The sequence below is a fragment of the Nostoc commune NIES-4072 genome (genome assembly GCF_003113895.1).
In the GTDB taxonomy this organism is placed as follows: domain Bacteria; phylum Cyanobacteriota; class Cyanobacteriia; order Cyanobacteriales; family Nostocaceae; genus Nostoc; species Nostoc commune.
The window spans coordinates 4,441,450-4,460,331 of the sequence record NZ_BDUD01000001.1; the positions used below are offsets into that span (position 1 = coordinate 4,441,450).

17 protein-coding genes and 1 pseudogene are annotated in these 18,882 nt (G+C 42.0%); 5 read left to right on the forward strand and 13 right to left on the reverse strand.

Features of this window, described 5'->3' with window-relative positions; genetic code table 11:
• Positions 1 to 46 precede the first annotated feature (46 nt).
• From CDC33_RS19590 to CDC33_RS19620, 7 genes and pseudogenes are all read right to left on the reverse strand, one after another.
• Complete coding sequence (locus tag CDC33_RS19590) at positions 47 to 3,349, reverse strand: tubulin-like doman-containing protein (protein ID WP_109009952.1); 3,303 nt, start codon at positions 3,347 to 3,349, stop codon at positions 47 to 49.
• A 93-nt stretch (positions 3,350 to 3,442) separates the two neighbouring features.
• A complete protein-coding gene (locus tag CDC33_RS19595) occupies positions 3,443 to 4,339 on the reverse strand; it encodes a vWA domain-containing protein (protein WP_109009953.1) in 897 nt (298 codons plus the stop codon).
• Positions 4,340 to 4,352: 13 nt separating this feature from the next.
• On the reverse strand, positions 4,353 to 5,594 hold the full coding sequence (locus CDC33_RS19600) for a phosphate ABC transporter substrate-binding protein (protein WP_109009954.1): 1,242 nt from the start codon (positions 5,592 to 5,594) through the stop codon (positions 4,353 to 4,355).
• A 392-nt stretch (positions 5,595 to 5,986) separates the two neighbouring features.
• Positions 5,987 to 6,781: a phosphonate ABC transporter, permease protein PhnE gene (phnE, locus tag CDC33_RS19605; RefSeq protein ID WP_109009955.1), complete on the reverse strand. Its 795-nt coding sequence runs from the start codon at positions 6,779 to 6,781 to the stop codon at positions 5,987 to 5,989.
• Between the two features lie 22 nt (positions 6,782 to 6,803).
• Positions 6,804 to 7,538 carry a phosphonate ABC transporter ATP-binding protein gene (locus CDC33_RS19610; protein ID WP_109009956.1) on the reverse strand — a complete coding sequence of 245 codons (735 nt, stop codon included), beginning with the start codon at positions 7,536 to 7,538 and terminating at the stop codon, positions 6,804 to 6,806.
• 152 nt (positions 7,539 to 7,690) lie between these two features.
• Positions 7,691 to 8,665: a phosphate/phosphite/phosphonate ABC transporter substrate-binding protein gene (locus CDC33_RS19615; protein ID WP_109009957.1), complete on the reverse strand. Its 975-nt coding sequence runs from the start codon at positions 8,663 to 8,665 to the stop codon at positions 7,691 to 7,693.
• A gap of 152 nt (positions 8,666 to 8,817) precedes the next feature.
• Positions 8,818 to 9,321: pseudogene (locus CDC33_RS19620) on the reverse strand (RidA family protein); the annotation flags it as partial.
• A 160-nt stretch (positions 9,322 to 9,481) separates the two neighbouring features.
• On the opposite strand from CDC33_RS19620, the gene CDC33_RS19625 reads away from it, so the two are divergent.
• The gene (locus CDC33_RS19625; RefSeq protein WP_109009958.1) at positions 9,482 to 9,790 is read left to right on the forward strand and encodes a hypothetical protein; all 309 of its coding nucleotides are present in this window, start codon (positions 9,482 to 9,484) and stop codon (positions 9,788 to 9,790) included.
• Between the two features lie 2 nt (positions 9,791 to 9,792).
• Positions 9,793 to 10,236, forward strand: coding sequence for a type II toxin-antitoxin system VapC family toxin (locus tag CDC33_RS19630; RefSeq protein WP_109009959.1), 444 nt, complete (start codon positions 9,793 to 9,795; stop codon positions 10,234 to 10,236).
• 9 nt (positions 10,237 to 10,245) lie between these two features.
• Here the strand turns inward: CDC33_RS19630 and CDC33_RS19635 are convergent, their stop codons facing one another.
• Positions 10,246 to 10,677: an NUDIX domain-containing protein gene (locus CDC33_RS19635; RefSeq protein WP_109009960.1), complete on the reverse strand. Its 432-nt coding sequence runs from the start codon at positions 10,675 to 10,677 to the stop codon at positions 10,246 to 10,248.
• A 44-nt stretch (positions 10,678 to 10,721) separates the two neighbouring features.
• Positions 10,722 to 10,862 carry a hypothetical protein gene (locus CDC33_RS38925; protein ID WP_181374082.1) on the reverse strand — a complete coding sequence of 47 codons (141 nt, stop codon included), beginning with the start codon at positions 10,860 to 10,862 and terminating at the stop codon, positions 10,722 to 10,724.
• Positions 10,863 to 10,876: 14 nt separating this feature from the next.
• Here CDC33_RS38925 and malQ point away from each other — a divergent pair, with 14 nt between their 5' ends.
• Positions 10,877 to 12,385, forward strand: coding sequence for a 4-alpha-glucanotransferase (malQ, locus tag CDC33_RS19640; protein WP_109009961.1), 1,509 nt, complete (start codon positions 10,877 to 10,879; stop codon positions 12,383 to 12,385).
• Between the two features lie 144 nt (positions 12,386 to 12,529).
• On the opposite strand, the gene CDC33_RS19650 is transcribed toward malQ, so the two are convergent.
• Positions 12,530 to 13,348, reverse strand: coding sequence for a helix-turn-helix domain-containing protein (locus CDC33_RS19650; RefSeq protein ID WP_109009963.1), 819 nt, complete (start codon positions 13,346 to 13,348; stop codon positions 12,530 to 12,532).
• Between the two features lie 29 nt (positions 13,349 to 13,377).
• Positions 13,378 to 14,136 (reverse strand): pseudouridine synthase, encoded by a 759-nt coding sequence (locus CDC33_RS19655; RefSeq protein ID WP_109009964.1) that lies wholly within the window; start codon positions 14,134 to 14,136, stop codon positions 13,378 to 13,380.
• 133 nt (positions 14,137 to 14,269) lie between these two features.
• Here CDC33_RS19655 and CDC33_RS19660 point away from each other — a divergent pair, with 133 nt between their 5' ends.
• Positions 14,270 to 14,983, forward strand: coding sequence for an LmeA family phospholipid-binding protein (locus CDC33_RS19660; RefSeq protein ID WP_109009965.1), 714 nt, complete (start codon positions 14,270 to 14,272; stop codon positions 14,981 to 14,983).
• Positions 14,984 to 15,515: 532 nt separating this feature from the next.
• On the opposite strand, the gene CDC33_RS19665 is transcribed toward CDC33_RS19660, so the two are convergent.
• Together CDC33_RS19665 and cbiT are read right to left on the reverse strand one after the other, a co-directional pair.
• Complete coding sequence (locus tag CDC33_RS19665; protein WP_109012644.1) at positions 15,516 to 16,397, reverse strand: phosphatidate cytidylyltransferase; 882 nt, start codon at positions 16,395 to 16,397, stop codon at positions 15,516 to 15,518.
• Positions 16,398 to 16,604: 207 nt separating this feature from the next.
• On the reverse strand, positions 16,605 to 17,207 hold the full coding sequence (gene cbiT, locus CDC33_RS19670) for a precorrin-6Y C5,15-methyltransferase subunit CbiT (protein ID WP_109009966.1): 603 nt from the start codon (positions 17,205 to 17,207) through the stop codon (positions 16,605 to 16,607).
• 94 nt (positions 17,208 to 17,301) lie between these two features.
• Between cbiT and CDC33_RS19675 the strand changes: the two genes are divergently transcribed.
• Positions 17,302 to 18,723: a serine/threonine protein kinase gene (locus CDC33_RS19675; protein WP_109009967.1), complete on the forward strand. Its 1,422-nt coding sequence runs from the start codon at positions 17,302 to 17,304 to the stop codon at positions 18,721 to 18,723.
• Positions 18,724 to 18,882: the final 159 nt, after the last annotated feature.

An 18,882-nucleotide genomic window follows, 5' to 3' on the forward strand; every position in this document is an offset into this window, starting at 1 on the left:
AGACGAGAAAACCGGAAGGTTAAATTAGTAGAGCCATCGCCCTAAATCAATTAGGTTTAACTAATCGAGTCCCGCAGTTACAACAAAATTTAGACTGAGCCGGGTTTTGTACACCACACTCGACACAGAAAACATTTGCACTTGGGACAAAAGGAATTTCAACAGGAAGAATATTTGGTATTGGTGGCTTCTCAGGAGGAATTACAGGCTGAATAACTGGGGGTTTGCTTTTGTTATCTGGTAGCAGTTTCTTAGAAGTGATTAAATCCCGAATAATTGTGTTTTCGCGTTTGTAATCTGGACTATCTTGACCCCCATCTTTTTCTAGTTGTGCTTCTCGCTGCTTCAAATAGTTTATGAACTGGTCGTACAAGGCTTGTTTGTCTTGGTCTTGTTCAGCATCGGCTAGTTTTGCCGAAACTTGACCCCCAATTGCTTCTTTATCAGGGCGACACGCCAGCACCTCTAATACTTGCACGGCTTCTTCCCAGCTAGAGGCAATTTCTACATTCTCTGCGCCGGTAACAGTTTCGAGGGTGTAGCGAATCCCCTTTTCTTTAGTGCGGCGATTTTCTTCTAACCGCAAAATACCCAATGCTCTGGCTTGCACTACTAGTTTAAAAACTTCGGGGTTTTCGGGCAAGACATCCCAGAAAGGAGGTTCTTTTTGAATATGAACGGGAACAGGGAGGTCTTTGTTTTCACCTCTGAGTTGCGCTCGTTTTGCTTCAATGGATTGTCCTTTCCAGTCTTGATAAGATTGCCGCAACTCTCTAATACCATCTATACAGCGCAGTGAAAAACCGCCTTTTTCCTGAACAAAAACAATCCGATGCTGTTCTTGTTGTCCCAGAGGAGTGATAGAATCGGCACTTCCCACTCTTTCTTGTAAATAAGGAATTAGTTTAATAGCAGTCGGATCGCTGCTATTGCGACCTCCCACTATAGCAACTTTGGTATTTAAGGCGGGAGTAAACCCGGCATCTGCACCTGAGAGAACTGCTTGGGATAGTAAGATTAGCGGTTGGGATTTTTGATAAACAATGCGGATGTTGCTGCGAATTGCCTCTGGATCATTTTGGAAGTTTTTGAAAAGGCGATCGCACGCTTTTAAATCTTGCTTTAATCGGCTCTCTTGAGGAGGATTTTTGACCACTAACTGGGTTCTGGCGGCAACTATTTCTTGAAAGTCCTCATCATTGATTTCTAGTAGTTGACTGATATCGAATAACTGCATTACTTGTTTGGCGGTGCGAGTCTGTTTCCACAGAGGACTGGTATCTCGCAAAACATCTTCCGACATAGTGGTGCAAATCTGGTTCAGCCCTATTTCATAGCGGCTTTTGCTACCTTGAGTGGCTGCTGTTAACTGCTCAATCATGTCCTCATAAAGTAGGTTGAGTTCTTCGCGGTTATAGAGCTTAAACCCGTTAATTTTCAAAGCATCAGCGCTATCTGCTTCTTTGTCAGCTTTTTGTTTAAAATTATCGCGTAGTTGCCGCAGCCTTTGATTAAACCGCGTTAATCGCTGCTCCATGCGATTCAGATGCTCTAAAATTCGCTCAATCACCTGTAGAGACAAACTGCGGCTTTTGCCTTGAATGATCGCAATAAAGCTGCTTTCTAAACCTGTGAGTGCTTCCTCGCAATACTTCTCCATTTGGGCTTGTTTAGTTAAGCCAAACAAATTTTTAAATTGGTTAATATCTTGGAGTGCGGCATTATACTGCTGTTGCCGATTAGTTTCGTTAGGTTGCCAAACTTTTTCTAACTCCCGGCGGAACTTTTCTGAAGTATTGGCAAATAGCTGACGGACGTTAGTAATGAAAGCATCAGCAAATTTGGGGCCGCGATTGCGATCGCTAATGATCTTGTAAAACTCTGCCTCAATCGCGTTTTTGCCTTTTTCGATAATCTGTTCGCGGTTATCGTACATTTTTTGGAGAAAGTCACCATGTGTTCGTTCATCGGGGCTTAATTCTCGCAAATGATTGGCGCGATATTCATCAACTTTGGGGATAAGATAATCATCCAGAAATCTCAGAATTTTGCCTCGTTCTGTGCCGAGCACATTTACATTTTGATGAGTACATTGCAATTTATTGTCGCTGGTGATTTCATCACGAATACTCTTAATCCAGCCAGATATTTCTGACACATACGATTTATCTACTGCCGAAGAGAGGTCTGCAAGCAATTCGGTTTCTGTAAGTCGCATTGGCTTGAGAATATCATTTTGTACCAAATCCAAAACATTAGGTGGCAGCGACACCGAGTCATTCAGCCACCAATTTACTAAATCCATACTTAGGCGATTGGATAGCGAATTGCGAATCTGAGCTACAGGAATTTCAATTGTGGAAAGACCAAAGCTCATGAAGTTTTTGGGATAGCCTCTACCACCTGAATCAGCCTGCGCCCAAGCTCCTTTAATGTTGTCTCGAATCGAACGTTTGTGTGGAGAAAAATCAGAGGTTAGATCCAAAAAAACATTTTGAGCAATCATTTCCCGAATTTGGTCGAGATTAAACTCACTTTCGCCATTCTTGGTGCCAACTAAATAAGTAAAGTCAAAGGGAGGTAATTTATTGCGAACCTCATCCACTAAACCAGCGCTAAATTTAGCTACATACTCAGTTCTGTAGTCAGAAAAGTAACTCAATTCCATCAGAGCAGCGTAGCCATTAGCGAGAACGCGATCGCCCACATTAATACTGGCAAAAGCATTAGGCATTGGGACAATTGCTGTAATTAAAGGGCTTCCTTGACCTTTAAGCCAGTTACGTAAGCAGTAGCCGATGTCAATCAACATCCCACTGCCAGTACCACCAGAAATTGAGCCAACGACGAAAACATTTAACCCACCACTATTAACTCTGATGTCGTACTTGTCTAACATCAAACTTTCGTGACCTTTGGCGCGATCGCACGCTTCAATAAACCGTTGTCTAATCTTGTGATAGTTATAAAAAAAGGCAAAGCGACCACAGGCACGAATTTGACCTGCACCAGCTTCTAATGCTCCAATATTGCGCTCTAATTCTTTCGGAAACCAAGACTCAATCCAAGGATACTTTTCCATATTGGACATAATGTCATTGACTTCTTTACCACTGACACTTGCCCAATGTTTTTCATGATCCATTAATGGCGATCCTGCTACCTCTGGATTACTTACTTTATAATCTTTATCTGTGTCAATACTAAAAAAACTAATAATTGGAAAATTCTTCAAACTGCCATAGACTTCTTCTACTAATCTTCTTACCCGTGACAAGACTTCTACACCTGTACCACCTACACCCACCAACACGGTGGGAACCATACTTTTTTCTTCAACTGCTGCCATAATTTTCTCCTTTTAATTTTGAACTTTAAAATATGAAGGGTTATTTATCTTGATTATTTGTTAATCACCAACTCCAAACTCCTGTTTCCTGTCTCAACAAGTTGAGACAAAAGGTAAGCCAGATAATTGCCAAATAATTAGGGGAGTAACAACAGTCCAAAATAAAGCGTTGCCTAATGCCAACTGACCACTAAAGTTCATTGGTAAGTTGATTAACCCTTGAAAAACCCATTTGTCTAAAGGCAGGATAATTAACCACATCAAAGCAATCCATGTACAACCTCGCCAGAAATAAACCCATTTGTGATTGCTATTAAAGCTAGCAAAAAATATATCTTTAAAAAATCTTTGAACATTATTCGATTCGCCAGATAGATAAATCCCCTTTGTGGTGTCGGTGGCTGACTTTATTTCGGGAGCATATGCTCCTATCACCACAGCATTTATTTTAACTTTCTGAGCTACTGCCTGAGTCAAAACTGATGGTATCACCTCAGCCACTCCATCAGTGACGAGCAATAATTCACGGCAACGATCTTGAATATTGCTGAGAGCTTTCGTACCTTGGTCAATGGCTTGATTAAGATTTGTTCCAGTACCAATCTGAGATGACAGATTAGAGTTTGCTAAGTCTGAGTTCAACTCAGCTTCTAACTTTTGTCTATCTGATGTGAAGGAATTAGTTAAGGGGATAACTCGATCGCCAAACCCAAAAATCTGGATCTTGTTAGGAGATTTTAATTGCTGGGAGTTTTGCTCAATATACGATCGCACCGCCGCCACTTCTTGAGCCATGACAGTATTAGGTGCGTTGAATGGCTGACCTTCGTAGGTGCTGCTGCTCATATCCAGAGCGATCGCTACTGCTACACTAGGTCTACCCAACGCTAAAATTGAACACAAAACAGTCGCAACTAAACAAACTCCGAACACGATTAACGGAATCTGAAACAAAGGATATAGCCACAAACTGCGACGAAATCTGCTCATTGGATGTGGGATTTTAAGGAGTTGAGTTGCGAATCGGTACTAGACCAGCTTGGTCTACTAGTTTTTGACCTTCATCACTTAAGAGTAAGTTTACATAAGCTACACCAGCCTGTTCATCCAGGTTGCGATCGCGTTTTATCACAACAAACAGTCGTCTAGTCAGAGGGTAGATGTCTTTAGCAAAATCAGTTTTATTCACTAGTTTTTCGATACAAGGAGACACAAAACTCTGATTAGCCTCTTTTCCTATTGGCAAAGGCTTAATCAAACTTTGATTGCAGACTTCAGAAGCAGTTGCATAACCAATCCCGCCAGGAGTTTGAGCTACCTTTCGGATAGCAGTTGTAGTGTCTATCGCATAAGGTTTTACAGATGGGGCAAATGCTTCCTTCTCCAACACTTTTTCTTGAAAGTATTCAGGAGTACCACCATCATCAGGGTCACGGCTCGAAGGCGTAATTTGAATATCGGGGCCACCCACTTGCTTCCAGTTCGTGATTTGGCCAGTGTATATATCCTTAATCTGAGATATCGTTAAACCAGGGATAGTCAAATCACGATGGACGTAAAAAGCAATTCCATCAATGGCAACAGGTTGCTGTTCCAGAGTGAAATTGCGTGTTTTCGCTTCGTTATGCTCGTCCGGTTTTACTTCTCTAGAAGTTTGGGAAAAACTCAGTTGACCCTCTAGAAGCATTCTGATCCCGCTACCAGACCCAGCCTTGATTCCTGACGATGGCCCGGTGTAGACCAACTCAAATCCCGGATGAGCTTTCAAAATCAGCGCTACTATTTCCCGACTCCTCAGCGGTGCAAAGCTTGTAGAACCACCGTATCTAATGATTCCCTGAGGAACGTTAGGCACATCGCGTAAGGTAGGGTAAAGATTAACGATAGCAGCAGGAGAGACTGAAGTGGTAGGAGTAGGAGTAATGGGAGGGGTAGGAGTAGGAGTAGTTGGATTTGGATCAGGAGTAAGTGCCAAACAGACACCGTTGATTTTTTGCTGACCTGTTGGACAAGGTTTACGTATAAATATGAAAGCAGCAACAAGGGCAGTTAAAACAGCACCAATGATAGCAGCAGGTTTGACCCATGTTGGCAATTGACGGCTATTGTCCATTGCCTCCTTTGGTAAACCACAAATCACACAAGATGGGCCGTAATTTTCATAGGGTTGATGCTTGCCATTAGGATTTTGCTTTGGGTAGGTTTTGCCATTTTTTGGCTCACCATCACATTTCCAGTTTGCCATGCTTGTCGGTTCTCCTAATCGACTGTTTGCTACTTTGGCTATTTATTTTTCTAGATCCTGACTGAAAGAATAAACACCAGCCGCCAGGTAGGTGTAATTAAATAAATTACGCTTTTATAATACGTATATACTAGAAGGATTAAATCTTGACTATACTTAGCAAGCATAAACTCATGCTAAAATTTTTCAGTAAAAATGCTGTTGATTACTGAAAATAATATTTTTTTTGTTAAAATTTTGCAATAGTGAGGAAAACTCACGGTAAATACCCTGTAAACATCAGTGTATCTACTATAAATGTATTTAGTGTTATTTAATTACACTTTTTGCGTTGACATGAGAATGGTTGATGTGTACTTAACTTGCACTGTTAAATTCCACTGTTAGTTTTGTTACATAGAATCGAGCCGATGACGTAATTGGCTACTAAAAGCATCAATGACTGTAACGACTACCAAAAGCACTAACATCATGGTTGTTGCTTTCGTATACTCGAACCCGTCGATGTAACTTTTCAACTGAAAGCCAATACCACCTGCACCAACTACACCCAAGACAGAAGCAGCACGGATGTTGTACTCAAACATCCAAAAGGTGTAACCCAATCCTAGAGGTAGCACTTGCGGGAGAATGCCGTATTGAGCAATCTGTAACTTGGAAGCTCCGATAACTTGTAAGGATTCAAGAGAACGCGGATCAACGGCTTCAATTGCCTGTTGATAAAATTTGGCAAGGTAGCCGATGGTGTAGATTCCCAAAGCTAAAGTTCCTGCTGGTGCGCCTAAGCCAGTGGCAGCTACAAAAATTAGCCCTAGAATAATTGAGGGGACGGAACGCACAGTATTTTGCAGTAAATTAGCTAGCGATCGCAACCACCCAGGCGCAATATTGCTGGCGCTAGCTATAGCAATCGGTACAGAAAGAATGGCTCCAATGGTAGTTCCCCATAAAGACATTTGTACAGTTTCAATTAGTGCTTTAACTGCAATATCTAAAACTTTCCAATCGGGAGGAAATAACCGGGTAATAAAATCGGTGATGTATGGCCAGCTAGAACGCAGTAGTTCAAAATCGAGTTTGAGTCCTCGCAAAGCCCAACCATAAACTACTACGACAATTAATAAGATGAGTAGAGAACTCAGCCAAGGGTAGAAGCGTAAGCGTTTTAAATTAAAAAAGGAACTCATATTGTATTAAATCAAATCCCACTCAACCGGAAACTTTCGCAAATTTAGCTTGTAAGTTGTCACAAAGTCCTTGGTAAACGACGCGTCCAGCATCTAAGACGATCGCTTTTTGGGCATATTTTTCTGCGATTCCCAAATCGTGCAAAACTGCGACAATAGTCATACCTTGCTGAGTGTGCAATTGGGATAGAGTTTCCATGACTTGTTGGGATGCCACAACATCTAAGCCTGTGATGGGTTCATCGACTAAGAGAATTTGCGGTGATTGAATTAAAGTCCGGGCGATCGCTACTCGTTGTTGCTGTCCGCCACTTAATTGACTGGTTTTTTGAAAAGCTAACTCTAAGAGTCCTAACTGTTCTAATAAATTTAGTGCCAACATGCGATCGCGTTTGGAAAATCCAAAGAGTGTTTGCCAAGTTGTTCTTTTACCAAGGCATCCGCACAAGACATTTTCCAATGCTGATAACTGCCGAATCAATCCGCCACCTTGAAATAACATCCCAACATCGCGCCGAATTTTTGGCAGTGTTCGGGAATTCATCTCAACATTATTGACGATGATTTCTCCTCTGACTGATGGCACTAATCCAACTAGCGATCGTAGTAATGTAGACTTACCAGCACCGTTTAGCCCCAGTAAAACGACAAATTCACCGCGTTTAATCTGGCAATTAATCCCGTTGATAATAGGACGATTCAGAGATGCAGCATAAGCTGTTTCTAGGTTATGACACTCAATAACATAATCATTCATATAGCAATCCTATTTGTGTTGTAAAATTTATCGAACCGCCAAGCCGCCAAGAAAAGAAGGAAAGAGGTTTACGAATCATTTAGGACTGCTATAGAAATTTCTTTATCCGCTAACAGTTATTCAAAATGTTCACTGAATAACTGTTAACTGAATTATGGTTCAATGCCAGCAACTTGCAGAGCGTCACGCATAATTGCTAAGTGACGATCGTGATTAATTCGCACTAATTCTGTGGAATTATACAAGTCGCTTAACAGTTTATTATTTTCCGACTTATTTAATTTCAGTAAGGCGTTGATGATTTTTTCCCGTGTTGGTGTTGGAACATCATCATCAATAGCAATACCGTGGGCAGGTACACCAGTAATTTTGTGCAGAACCCGTAACTTACTCTTCTCTTCGGCGGTAATATAAGGTGGATTCAGAGCATATTCTGACACAACAGCCACATCAGCTTGACCGCGCACAACTGCTTGCAAGGCTTTGCTGTAATTACCGCCGTAAGAAACTTGACCAAAGAAACCATCTAAGCGATCGCGGTTAGGTACAAATTTTTGTTTGACCAACTCAGCGACAGGGATAATAAACCCAGAGCCAGAAGTAGGGGAAGTAAAAGCAATTTTTTTGCCCCGCAGTTGTTCTAAAGTGGCTTTAGCTGAATTTTGAGTTTTTAGGGGACTATTTTTAGGGACAACAAATATTGAGCTATAGGTGTATTTTCCAGAATAAGTAGGACGAACTTCGGCTAGATACAAGCTGGCGTTTGCTAATTGTTTCGCTTTCAAAGCCGGACGGCTACTTAAAAAAGCGACATCAGCCCGATTTGCTCTCAAAGCTTCCACAGCAGCTGTATCATCAGCAACTTGGGCGACGACTGGAATTCCTAACTCTTTCGATAGAAAAGCTCCTACCGCATTTGCCTTATTTTGCAAGTCTGTAGAATCAGCACGACTGGGAAAAACTATTGTTAAAGTCTTCTGCCGTTGGGCAAGTAAGCGTGGTGTCTGTTGATTAGTGGTGGGGTTGGCGATCGTTGCCTGCATAGCCCCTACTGTGCTGACTACTAAACCTGTAAGTACTGCAAATGCCGCGCCAGCACCCAATAAGCTCTTTTTCCTCACACTCATTTGCAACTCTCCATTAGGAAGTTTTATCAGTTCTTTTGCTAATTAATTTCAATTAATCCTTAAAAAATATTTATAGCTTTTAAGAACAAAAGTCAATAATAAAGCCTAGTTTGTTTGGAGAGTTGTAGGCTTCTTTTGTAAGTGTATTGGCACTAACCGCTAACTACAGCGATCGCATCAATTTCTACCAACACATCTTTAGGTAAGCGCGATACCTGCACACAAGCCCGCGCTGGGGCTGTATTTTCCGGGAAATATTTAGCATATACGGCATTCACCGCCGCAAAATCATTCATATCAGCCAGAAATACAGTGGTTTTCACCACATCTTCAAAAGTCGCACCAGATGCTGTGAGGATGGCTTCAAGGTTAGCTAATACTTGCTCGGTTTGTTTTTTAACATCATCAGTGTAGACGACATCACCAAGGCGGGGATCGATGGCAATTTGTCCAGCGACGAATACAAATTGACCTGAAGCTGCGATCGCTTGATTATAAGGGCCGACTGGTGCGGGTGCGTTATCAGTATTAATTACTTTACGGATCATAAATATTACTTTCTCTAACGATGTTTCTTGTTTACCAATTTCTAGCTGAGAAGCGATCGGTTTGTAAACTTCTCCATCTGGCATTATCGCACCAGTCAGGTCAGCATCTTATAATCACAAAAACTTTGTGTCACAGGTATTGCTCTCTTTTCTTCCTTTGCGGTTCGTCCCTTTTATCCCAACCTTGGACGTATTCCATAATGCCGCTAGGTCAGCATCTTGATCGCACTCGTATAATACTGGTACAACAAACTGCAAAACATCATTGATGAATATAAAAGAAATACTGCTCCAAGAAATTGAATCATCCTCAGATGTTCTACTAGCCCAAACGCTAGATTTTTTGCGTTCTCTCAAAACAAAACCAACAACCGAGGAAATATCTCTTGACCTGTCAACGGAAAAAAATGATGATACTTCCAATCATCAAACAGAACCGCAAATACATGAAGCAACACCAATTCTTAGAGGCTCTAAAGCAGAAGACTTGCTAAAATTTGCCGGAACTTGGCAAGGAGATGATTTTGAAGAGTGCTTACAGCTTGTTTACGAAACTCGTTCCTCGGCTGAATTTTAGTGATGTACCTTTTAGATACTAACCATTGTAGCCGAATCATTTTTGGAGAAAGCAACGTCATTCGTCGATTACAAGAACACATCGGCTTAGGAGTTGCAACTAGCGTTATTGTGCAAGGTGAACTCCTTTACATGGTGCAAAAGTCTTCTCAACAAGAAGCAGATCTTCGCTTTGTTAGAACTTTTTTGCAAACCATTGACCTTTATCCCATTAGTGGAGGGGTTGCCGATGTTTACGGTAGCCTCAAAGGAGAAATTGTCGAAAATTTTGGCCCCAAAGACAAAGCAAAGCGTAGAAAATTTACAGTTCAAAATTTGGGTTTTAGTGATAACGACTTGTGGATAGCATCAACTGCTCTGCACTATAACCTCACCATTGTCTCAAGGGACAGCGATTTTCAAAGGATACAACAGGTGCAAGCCTTAGCGTTAGAATCTTGGCTTTGACATCTTCTCCTACCCCAACCTTGGACGTATCCCATAATGCCGATATCGCCAATAATCCCGCAGAATGCGATCGTGGTCAAAACATAAATTACCAGGCACACACCAATACTCAAAAACTCCTATACCCTTAGCATCATCCCCAGCCTTTGGTTCACCCTTCGCTGTCGCTAAAAACACAATGCTAATGGTATGCTGACGCGGATCGCGATTAGGGTCAGAATATACTAGTAATTGTTCAACTAACTCCACCTGCAAACCCGTTTCTTCCTCAGCTTCTCGCCGCGCCGCCACTTCCACCGCTTCTCCATAATCCACAAAACCACCAGGAATAGCCCAACCTAAGGGTAGATTATGTCTTTCAATTAACACTATTGGCCGATGAGGTCGATCTACTAGTTCAATGATGATATCAACTGTTGGTGCAGGATTTCGGTAAGTCATATTTATGAGTCATTGGTCATTAGTCATTAGTCATTAGTCATTAGTCAAGGACAAATGACAATCAAGATGAGTTTACTTGATTTACCGTGCAAATACTGTTCCGTGATAAATTCGATGCGATTGGCTTTGCCACTGCCCCTTGGGCGATCGCATAGCGTGTCCATCAGATAATTGCTCCCTCTCATAATTCAGGTTACTTATGCCTTTTCCTAGATCCAGTGGTATTTTGCTGCATCCTACCTCCTTTCCTAGCCGATTTGGCATTGGAGATTTAGGCTTAGAAGCCTATCGCTTCATCGATTTTCTTAAAGATACCCATCAACAATATTGGCAAGTTTTACCTTTAGGCCCCACTGGATACGGCAATTCCCCTTATATGTGCTACTCAGCAATGGCGGGAAATCCCCTGCTGGTTAGCCCAGAAAAACTCCGAGATGAGGGTTTGCTCACTGAAGAAGACTTTGCTAATTTACCAGGATTCCCGGTAGAAAAGGTAGACTTCGACCAGGTTGTGCCAATTAAGATTGGGCTACTCAAAAAAGCCTGTGAAAACTTTAAAGTGAATGCTACGGACATCCAAAAAAACGAGTTTGCAGGTTTTTGCGACAGTAAAGCCTATTGGCTAGATAATTACGCCTTATTTATGGCGCTGAAAGATGCCCACGAAAATGCAAGCTGGCATACATGGGAGCGAGAATTTGTCAAGCGCCAACCCGAAGCATTAGCTCATGTACAGGATCGGCTTAACGGAGAGATTTTTTATTACAAGTTCGTCCAATTTGAGTTTTTCCGGCAATGGTCAGAGCTGAAAAGCTACGCTAATATGCGCGGTATTGACATAATAGGCGATATTCCCATCTACGTATCTCATGATAGTGCCGACGTGTGGGCGCATCCCGACATCTTTTGCTTAGACGAAGAGACAGGAGTTGCCGCCCAAATGGCAGGAGTTCCACCAGATTACTTTAGCGCCACCGGTCAATTGTGGGGCAACCCGGTTTATAACTGGGAAGAATTACAAAAACAAGACTTTAAATGGTGGGTACAGCGCTTTGAGGCAATGCTAGATTATGTAGATATTATTCGCATTGACCACTTCCGGGGCTTCGAGGCTTATTGGTCAGTAGCCCAAGGCGAAGAAACTGCCATGAATGGTAAATGGGTGGAAGCGCCTGGAGACGCTTTTTTTGAAGCGATTAGAGAGAAGTTGGGCAAGCTACCCGTCTTGGCGGAAGATTTGGGAGTAATTACACCAGAGGTAGAAGCACTGCGAGATAAGTATGAATTTCCTGGAATGAAGGTTTTACAGTTTGCCTTTGGTTCTGATCCTGGTAATCCATTTTTACCATTCAATTACCCGCGAAATGCTGTAGTTTATACGGGCACTCACGATAACGACACAACTGTAGGCTGGTTTAATTCAGCCAGTGACTACGAAAAGCAAAACCTGTTGCTTTATTTAGGTTGTGTTAGTCCTGAAGGCATTCACTGGGATTTAATTCGCCTAGCTTTGAGTTCCATAGCTAACCAAGCGATTATTCCCTTGCAAGATATTTTGGGTTTAGGAAACGAAGCGCGGATGAATTTTCCCAGTGTTGCTGAGGGTAACTGGGAATGGCGCTATCAAGCAGGAGCTTTGACACAAGAATTAGGCGATCGCTTGAAAGTTCTTACCAGACTTAATGGACGCGCCCCGGAAAGGCAATAAGGCAGGGGGGCAGGGGGAGATGAGGGAGCAGGGGGAGATGAGGGGGACAAGGGAGAACTATTGAACAAGTTTCTTTCTTGTCTCTTTCCCATGCCCAATGCCCAATGCCCAATGCCCCATACCCAATGCCCAATGCCCCATATTTCAAAACTTAGGTTTTGCAGCAATTCTAACTTCTTCCTCTTTCCCCGGTTCTCCCATTTCTTTGGCTTTCTCTTGATTGATGCTCATTAACACGCCACCAGCATTATCAGTTTTCACTGTGAGTTGCTGTTGGGCTTTCCAAATCCGGTGAGTTCCCTCTGGGAGAGTACCCTCAAACTCGGTTTTACCATCAGCTACTACGCGAATCCAAGATGACGCTTTTAAGGTGACACCAATCTGTACAGCCTTTCCCTGTTGGACGGCGCTAAGGGTATCGTTAACTGATTGAACCTCCACTGACTCTTTTACTTGGGCTATTTCTGGTTTAACAATGGACTTTTGTTTTGGGGATGGCTGATTTTGATTATTACTTGTACTTGCTTGTAGTACTGCGTTATTTAATAACTGAGATAAGCCATTTACAGAGCATACAATTAGCAATATGTAAAGAAAGTAAAGATGAATCGGACGTAGTTGATTAAGGGGTGAATTATTCTCTATACCTTGAGGATTCACTTGTGCAGAACTAATCGGAAAAGTGCCAGAAAACTCTACTCCATTCAAGCCTAGTGCATCGGCAAATTGCCTGATTAAACCCTGTATATAGACTGGTTCTGGCAGATCGTTTAAATTACCTTCTTCGATCGCCTGCAATAATCGCTGGGGAATCCTAGTTAATGCAACCATTTGCTCTAGAGATAATCCCTGTTCTTGACGCAATGCCCAAAGTTGAGCGCCCATTTCTGCCAATTTTTCGGCTCGTTGTTGCTCTAATGAAATTGATGGCTGGTTATTATTCTTCTTTCTTAGCCATTTCATGCCTACTGACACTCCTTAACTCCACAGAATCAATAATTAGGTTGTGTTATCTGATCTTGCAAAAAGTGAATTTCATGATTTTTGAGGGAACGATATTTACCTTCTGACAAAAAAGGTTCTTTTGGAGTTTGTAATTGAATTGCGCCGATAGCAGTCCGATGCAGCTTGATTACTGGGTATCCTAACTGTTGAGCTATCCGGCGAATTTGGCGATTTCTTCCCTCCTGCAACACTATTTCTAAAAAGCTTTGCTCGCCACAATGTTCTATTAGCTGTACCTTAGCGGGTCTGGTTTTTCTACCCTCCAACATCACACCCTGACGCCACATTTTCAGAACTGTTTCTGGAGGGTGTCCTTCTACCAAAACACGATATTTTTTGGAAATGCTGTGGCGAGGATGGGTTAGTCCAAATGTTAGATTTCCGTCATTGGTCAGGATTAATGCTCCTGTAGAATCTGCATCTAAGCGTCCAACTGGATGAATACCTGTACCCTCCCGTAATTCTTTCGGTAGTAGATCCAGGACTGTTGGTCTACGGTGAGGGTCGTAGCAAGTCGAAACCACACCTGCTGGTTTGTGTAGCAATAAATATATTAAAGCCGGACGCTGCTTTTTAGATACAGGCTTACCATCAATAGCGATCGCATCTTTTTCGGGATCAATTTTTTGACCTAAATGTGCTAACGCCCCATTTATCCGCACCCGCGAGTGCCTAATCATTTCTTCGGCTTCACGACGTGAGGCGATACCCCATTGAGCGAGAATTTTTTGTAACCGTGCCTCCATGTGGAATTGCTTATTTACTGTTAACAATTAAATGATATTTGCATTTTGTAGCCAGTAGACATAAATGTTACATTTAAGACTTATTTAATTTCTGTTCGGTTGTTAAGTAAATATTCATAAACAGATTCCTTAGATGCCAGAGCAAAATTTTCAGACAACACATACTAATAAAATACGCATAATTACGCAGGTACTCACAACAGCCCTAAAGCTCTGGTTGAGAGCGCAAGTGAGCCAAATATCGGACTTAGAAGTAGAAATTAAAGCGAGCGATCGCCAAATTCTCTCTGGGCGTATCCCGTCGGTATCTATTTTTGCTACTGATGCAGTTTATCAAGGTCTCCTAATTACAAAAATTCAATTAATAGCGGAAAATATTCGCATAAATATTGGCTCGGTACTCAAAGGAAAACCGCTACGACTGTTAGAAACAGTACCAGTAGTTGGCGATTTGATCGTAGACGAGAAGGATCTTAATGCTTCTCTCTCATCTAACTTATTATCGACTGCTTTGAGTGATTTACTGGTTAAAGTTTTACCAAGAGATTGCCCAAAGTCACAACCAATAAATTGGCAAGAAATTATTCTTGATAACAACCAAATTATACTGCGAGGTATGAGAGTAACCAATAGTGAAACAACTCCTCTAGAGATTTGTCTAAGCTTACAATTACTTAGTGGGCATGAGTTGCAACTGGCACATATAAAAATCAAGTCCGACCAAGGGGATATATTAGAGGACAATGATGAACACAATCTGGATCTTGGTTCAGATGTCGATATCCAAGAATTAACCCTGATCCCAGGCAAGCTAGTGTGTCGTGGGCGAATTAACGTTAACCCTTGATGATGACGAATTAAACAATGCTAATAAGTAGGTAGGCGTGAAAATTCATAACTACCTCATTACGAGTGAAACGTTCGCGGAGCGTCTCGTAGAGAAGCAATCGCAAAGGTTTTGAGCATTTTATATTTCGTTACATAGTTAGGTTTGTTTATGCCCACCTATTTACATTATTTTAACGAACTTTGGGGGTTTAAGTCCCCAGCAAGATAGGCAGCACGTTTTGTGTCGGGGTCTAAATCCCCGTCACAAAACGTAATTGCGAATTGCGTTAGCGAGGAACGAGCGTCATTGCGAATTGCGAATTGGTTTAAATGATCTAGCGCCTTTGAGGGGATGAGGACGACAAGGGGACAATCCCCCCCTTCGTTACTATCCCGCCTCGGAATAAATTCCAAGGCTAATAGCTTAAGTCCTCTCAAGAGGACTAAATAAGAATTTCAGTCCACTTAAGTGGACTTTAGCTATTAGCCCGGAACTTAAGTTCCGGGCGGGATATGGGTCAGTGCAATAGTTTAACTGTTACAAAAAACCACTACAGTAGCGGCAACAATAGTGTCATAAAATAATATACCAACGGAGCAGTGAAAATATAACTATCAGTACGGTCTAAAATACCACCGTGTCCAGGGATTAACTGCCCAGAATCTTTGACTCCAGCATCTCGCTTCAGCATAGATTCGGTAAGATCCCCCAAAAGACTAGCAATGCCAATCAGCAAACCCAATGCTAAACCAGTGAAGGGGGATCTGGGCAAGTGTAAATAATAGGCTCCTGCTATGGCTACAGCAATACTTGAAGTAATGCCAAAGACAGCACCTTCTACAGTTTTTTTCGGGCTAATATCAGACAGACGGGTTTTCCCAAAAAATTTGCCAATAGTGTAAGCGCCGATATCGGCTGCCCAAATACACAAAAAAGTTAGCAGTGTTGCTGTAAAACCTTGTGGTAAAGAAGCAGAATTTGCCTTTTCCCAAAAATCTGTCCACGTTGTAGGCCAATAACCTCCGAAAGGAAGATTGCTAAAAGCAGCAGTATCAATTGCTCGTAATCGCACCCAGTAACTTGGCAAATAACCTACGTAAAATAGCCCCATAATAGAAGCGGAAACATCAGCGATCGTGGCAAATTTTGGCTGAAACAGCAGGTAAAAACAAATAAGTGTGCCAGCTATTGGCATCACAGCCTCAGCTAAACTGCCATCAAGGGTACAAATTACCAGCAGAATTTGGCTGACAGCCATAGTAGTTTTAGCGGCGGGAGCGATGCCTCTGGCTCGTACTAAATTAAAATATTCCTGTTGACCCAAAAAGATGATAACCGCAAAGATGATGGTAAAATACCAACCCCCCAAAAGGGTTGCAGAAAGAGCAAGAGCGATCGCAACAATTCCACTAATAATCCGAGACCAAGGCATAGAAGTATTAAATATTGGGCATGGGGCATGGGGCATGGGGCATTGGGCATTGGGCATTGGGTGTTGGGCATTGGGTGTTGGGCATTGGGCATTGGGCATTGGTTATTCTTTCTTCCCCTGCAACGCCAGCTCCCCCTACTTCCTCATCTCTGTTTTCTCCCTTCCTTTACCGCTTCTTTCAATGCTCCATGCCCCATGCCCCATTCCCTAATCCAGTTTCTCACCACTGAGGATAAAAATGGGATCAACGGCGGTAAAGGTTTGAGAAAAGCCACGCGTCTCTAAGCGGTTAACGGCAGACTGAACGACTTCGATATTTCTAGCCCTTAACAGAGAAAAGCTCTGAGAAATAGCATACAGACTTTCTAGATTAGCAGCTGTGGCTACAACCCGACCGGATGGGGGCAAATAATTCCATGCTGCTTGCAGAATCTCTTGAATGGGTCGTCCTCCCTCGATACAAACGCGGTGAGGTGTAACTTTAAGATCGTGTAAACACTCTGGGGCACTACCTTCAATTACTTCGACGTTTTTCACATCAAAGCGATCGCAGTTACGCTTGATTAGATTAGCTACTTCTTCATCCCTTTCTATAGCGATAATCTTTCCACCTGGACACAATAGCCCCACCTCTACCGGAATTGTACCCGTCCCTGCGCCAATGTCCCATAACACAGAATCTGACTTTAGTCGCAGTTGGGCAATTAACATTAGTCGGACTTCTCGTTGACTCAGGGGAATTCCTGGCAAATTTTCAAACAATTCATCGGGAATACCAGGGGTAATATAAGGCCAAAGTTGGGAGGGCATAGAATTACGCAATTATACTAAAGATATGGATTTGCCAACTTGAAAAGCTATAACCTTTAAAAACTTTTCAACCGTAGCATTAGAAGAAACCATAATGATCGGCGAAATATTAGGCGAACGCTACGAAGTTCAGCAGCTACTAGGAAAAAAAGCAGGGCGGCGGACTTTGCTAGCTCGTGATTTGCAAACTCAAGAATTAGTTGTCATTAAGTTACTCTCTTTTGGTGATGACTTTGAATGGGATTCACTCAAGCTTTTTGAACGGGAAGCTGAAACTTTAAAATCTTTGTCACATCCCTTAATTCCTCAGTATTTAAACTATTTTGAGGTAAATTTACCAACCATTAAAGGATTTGCGCTTGTACAAACTTATATAAGAGCAAAAACTTTAGAACAATATTTACAAAGTGGGCGAACATTTACTGAAGCTGAAGTCAAACAGATAGCCAAAGCGCTTTTAGAGATTCTTATTTACCTACATGGGCTGTATCCGCCTGTAATTCATCGTGATATTAAGCCTAGCAATATTTTATTAGGGGAGCGTTCTGGTAATAGTGTTGGACAAGTTTATTTGGTAGATTTTGGCTCAGTGCAGACTATCCTCGCCACAGAAACCGGGACAAGAACTGTGGTAGGAACTTATGGCTATATGCCACCAGAGCAATTTGGCGGACGCACTGTTGCAGCATCAGACCTTTATAGTTTAGGCGCAACTTTAATTTATTTAATGACGGGGAATCACCCAGCTGATTTACCGCAAAAGGATTTTCGCATTCAGTTTGAGGTAGCCGCTAATCTGAGTCCCAGCTTTAGCAAGTGGCTAAAGTGGATGATTGAACCCAGTTTAGAAGGGCGTTTTAGTTCTGCTGCTGATGCGATCGCAGCTTTAGAGAAGCCACAAGTGACTAACTTACCTGCTTTAGTTGCCAGCAAACCAGATGGGAGTAAGATTCAACTAACCAAAAACTGGGATTCTCTAGAAATTATCATTCCACCAGATGGTTTCCATCCATCAATAGTATTGACAGGTGTATTTGTGATCGCCTGGAATTCATTTGTCCTACTTTGGACAATTTACGCTCTTTGGGCCCCTTTTCCTGTCAACATCCCCTTTGCGTTGTTCTCACTTGCTTTTTGGGTTGCTGGCTGTTCTATGGTGTATAAATTTTTCTTTAATTTGTTTGGACGCATCTGCTTACGCCTGAATGCAGAACAAATTTCCCTAAGCTGGGAGTTGTTTAGTTGGAAGTTTGAGCGTCCCCGACCATCCCCAAGGCAAAGTGTTAATAAGTTGGTTTACATTCCAAAACATTTTATTAAAGGCTCTCAAGACACTAGAGTTGCCGTTCCAGCGCAATTATATATTTACTCAGGATTACAAAAATACCAAATTAGTGGAAACGATGTCGGTATTAAATCTGAAGTAGAACTTGAATGGTTAGCTCATGAATTAAGTGAGTGGTTAGGTTTGCCAATTACCAATCCAATGGGAAGTAATACCAATTTGAAAAAATAATCCGACAAATAGACCATTTGTAGAGACGCGATTCATCGCGTCTTTACCCAAGGATGTGTTGCAATCATTAATTAAATTAGTATAAGTTAAGGTAATCATTTAATTTAATTTTTAATAAAAAAGTCTGAGCGCCGAAAACCAACGCTCAAACTTTTTTTA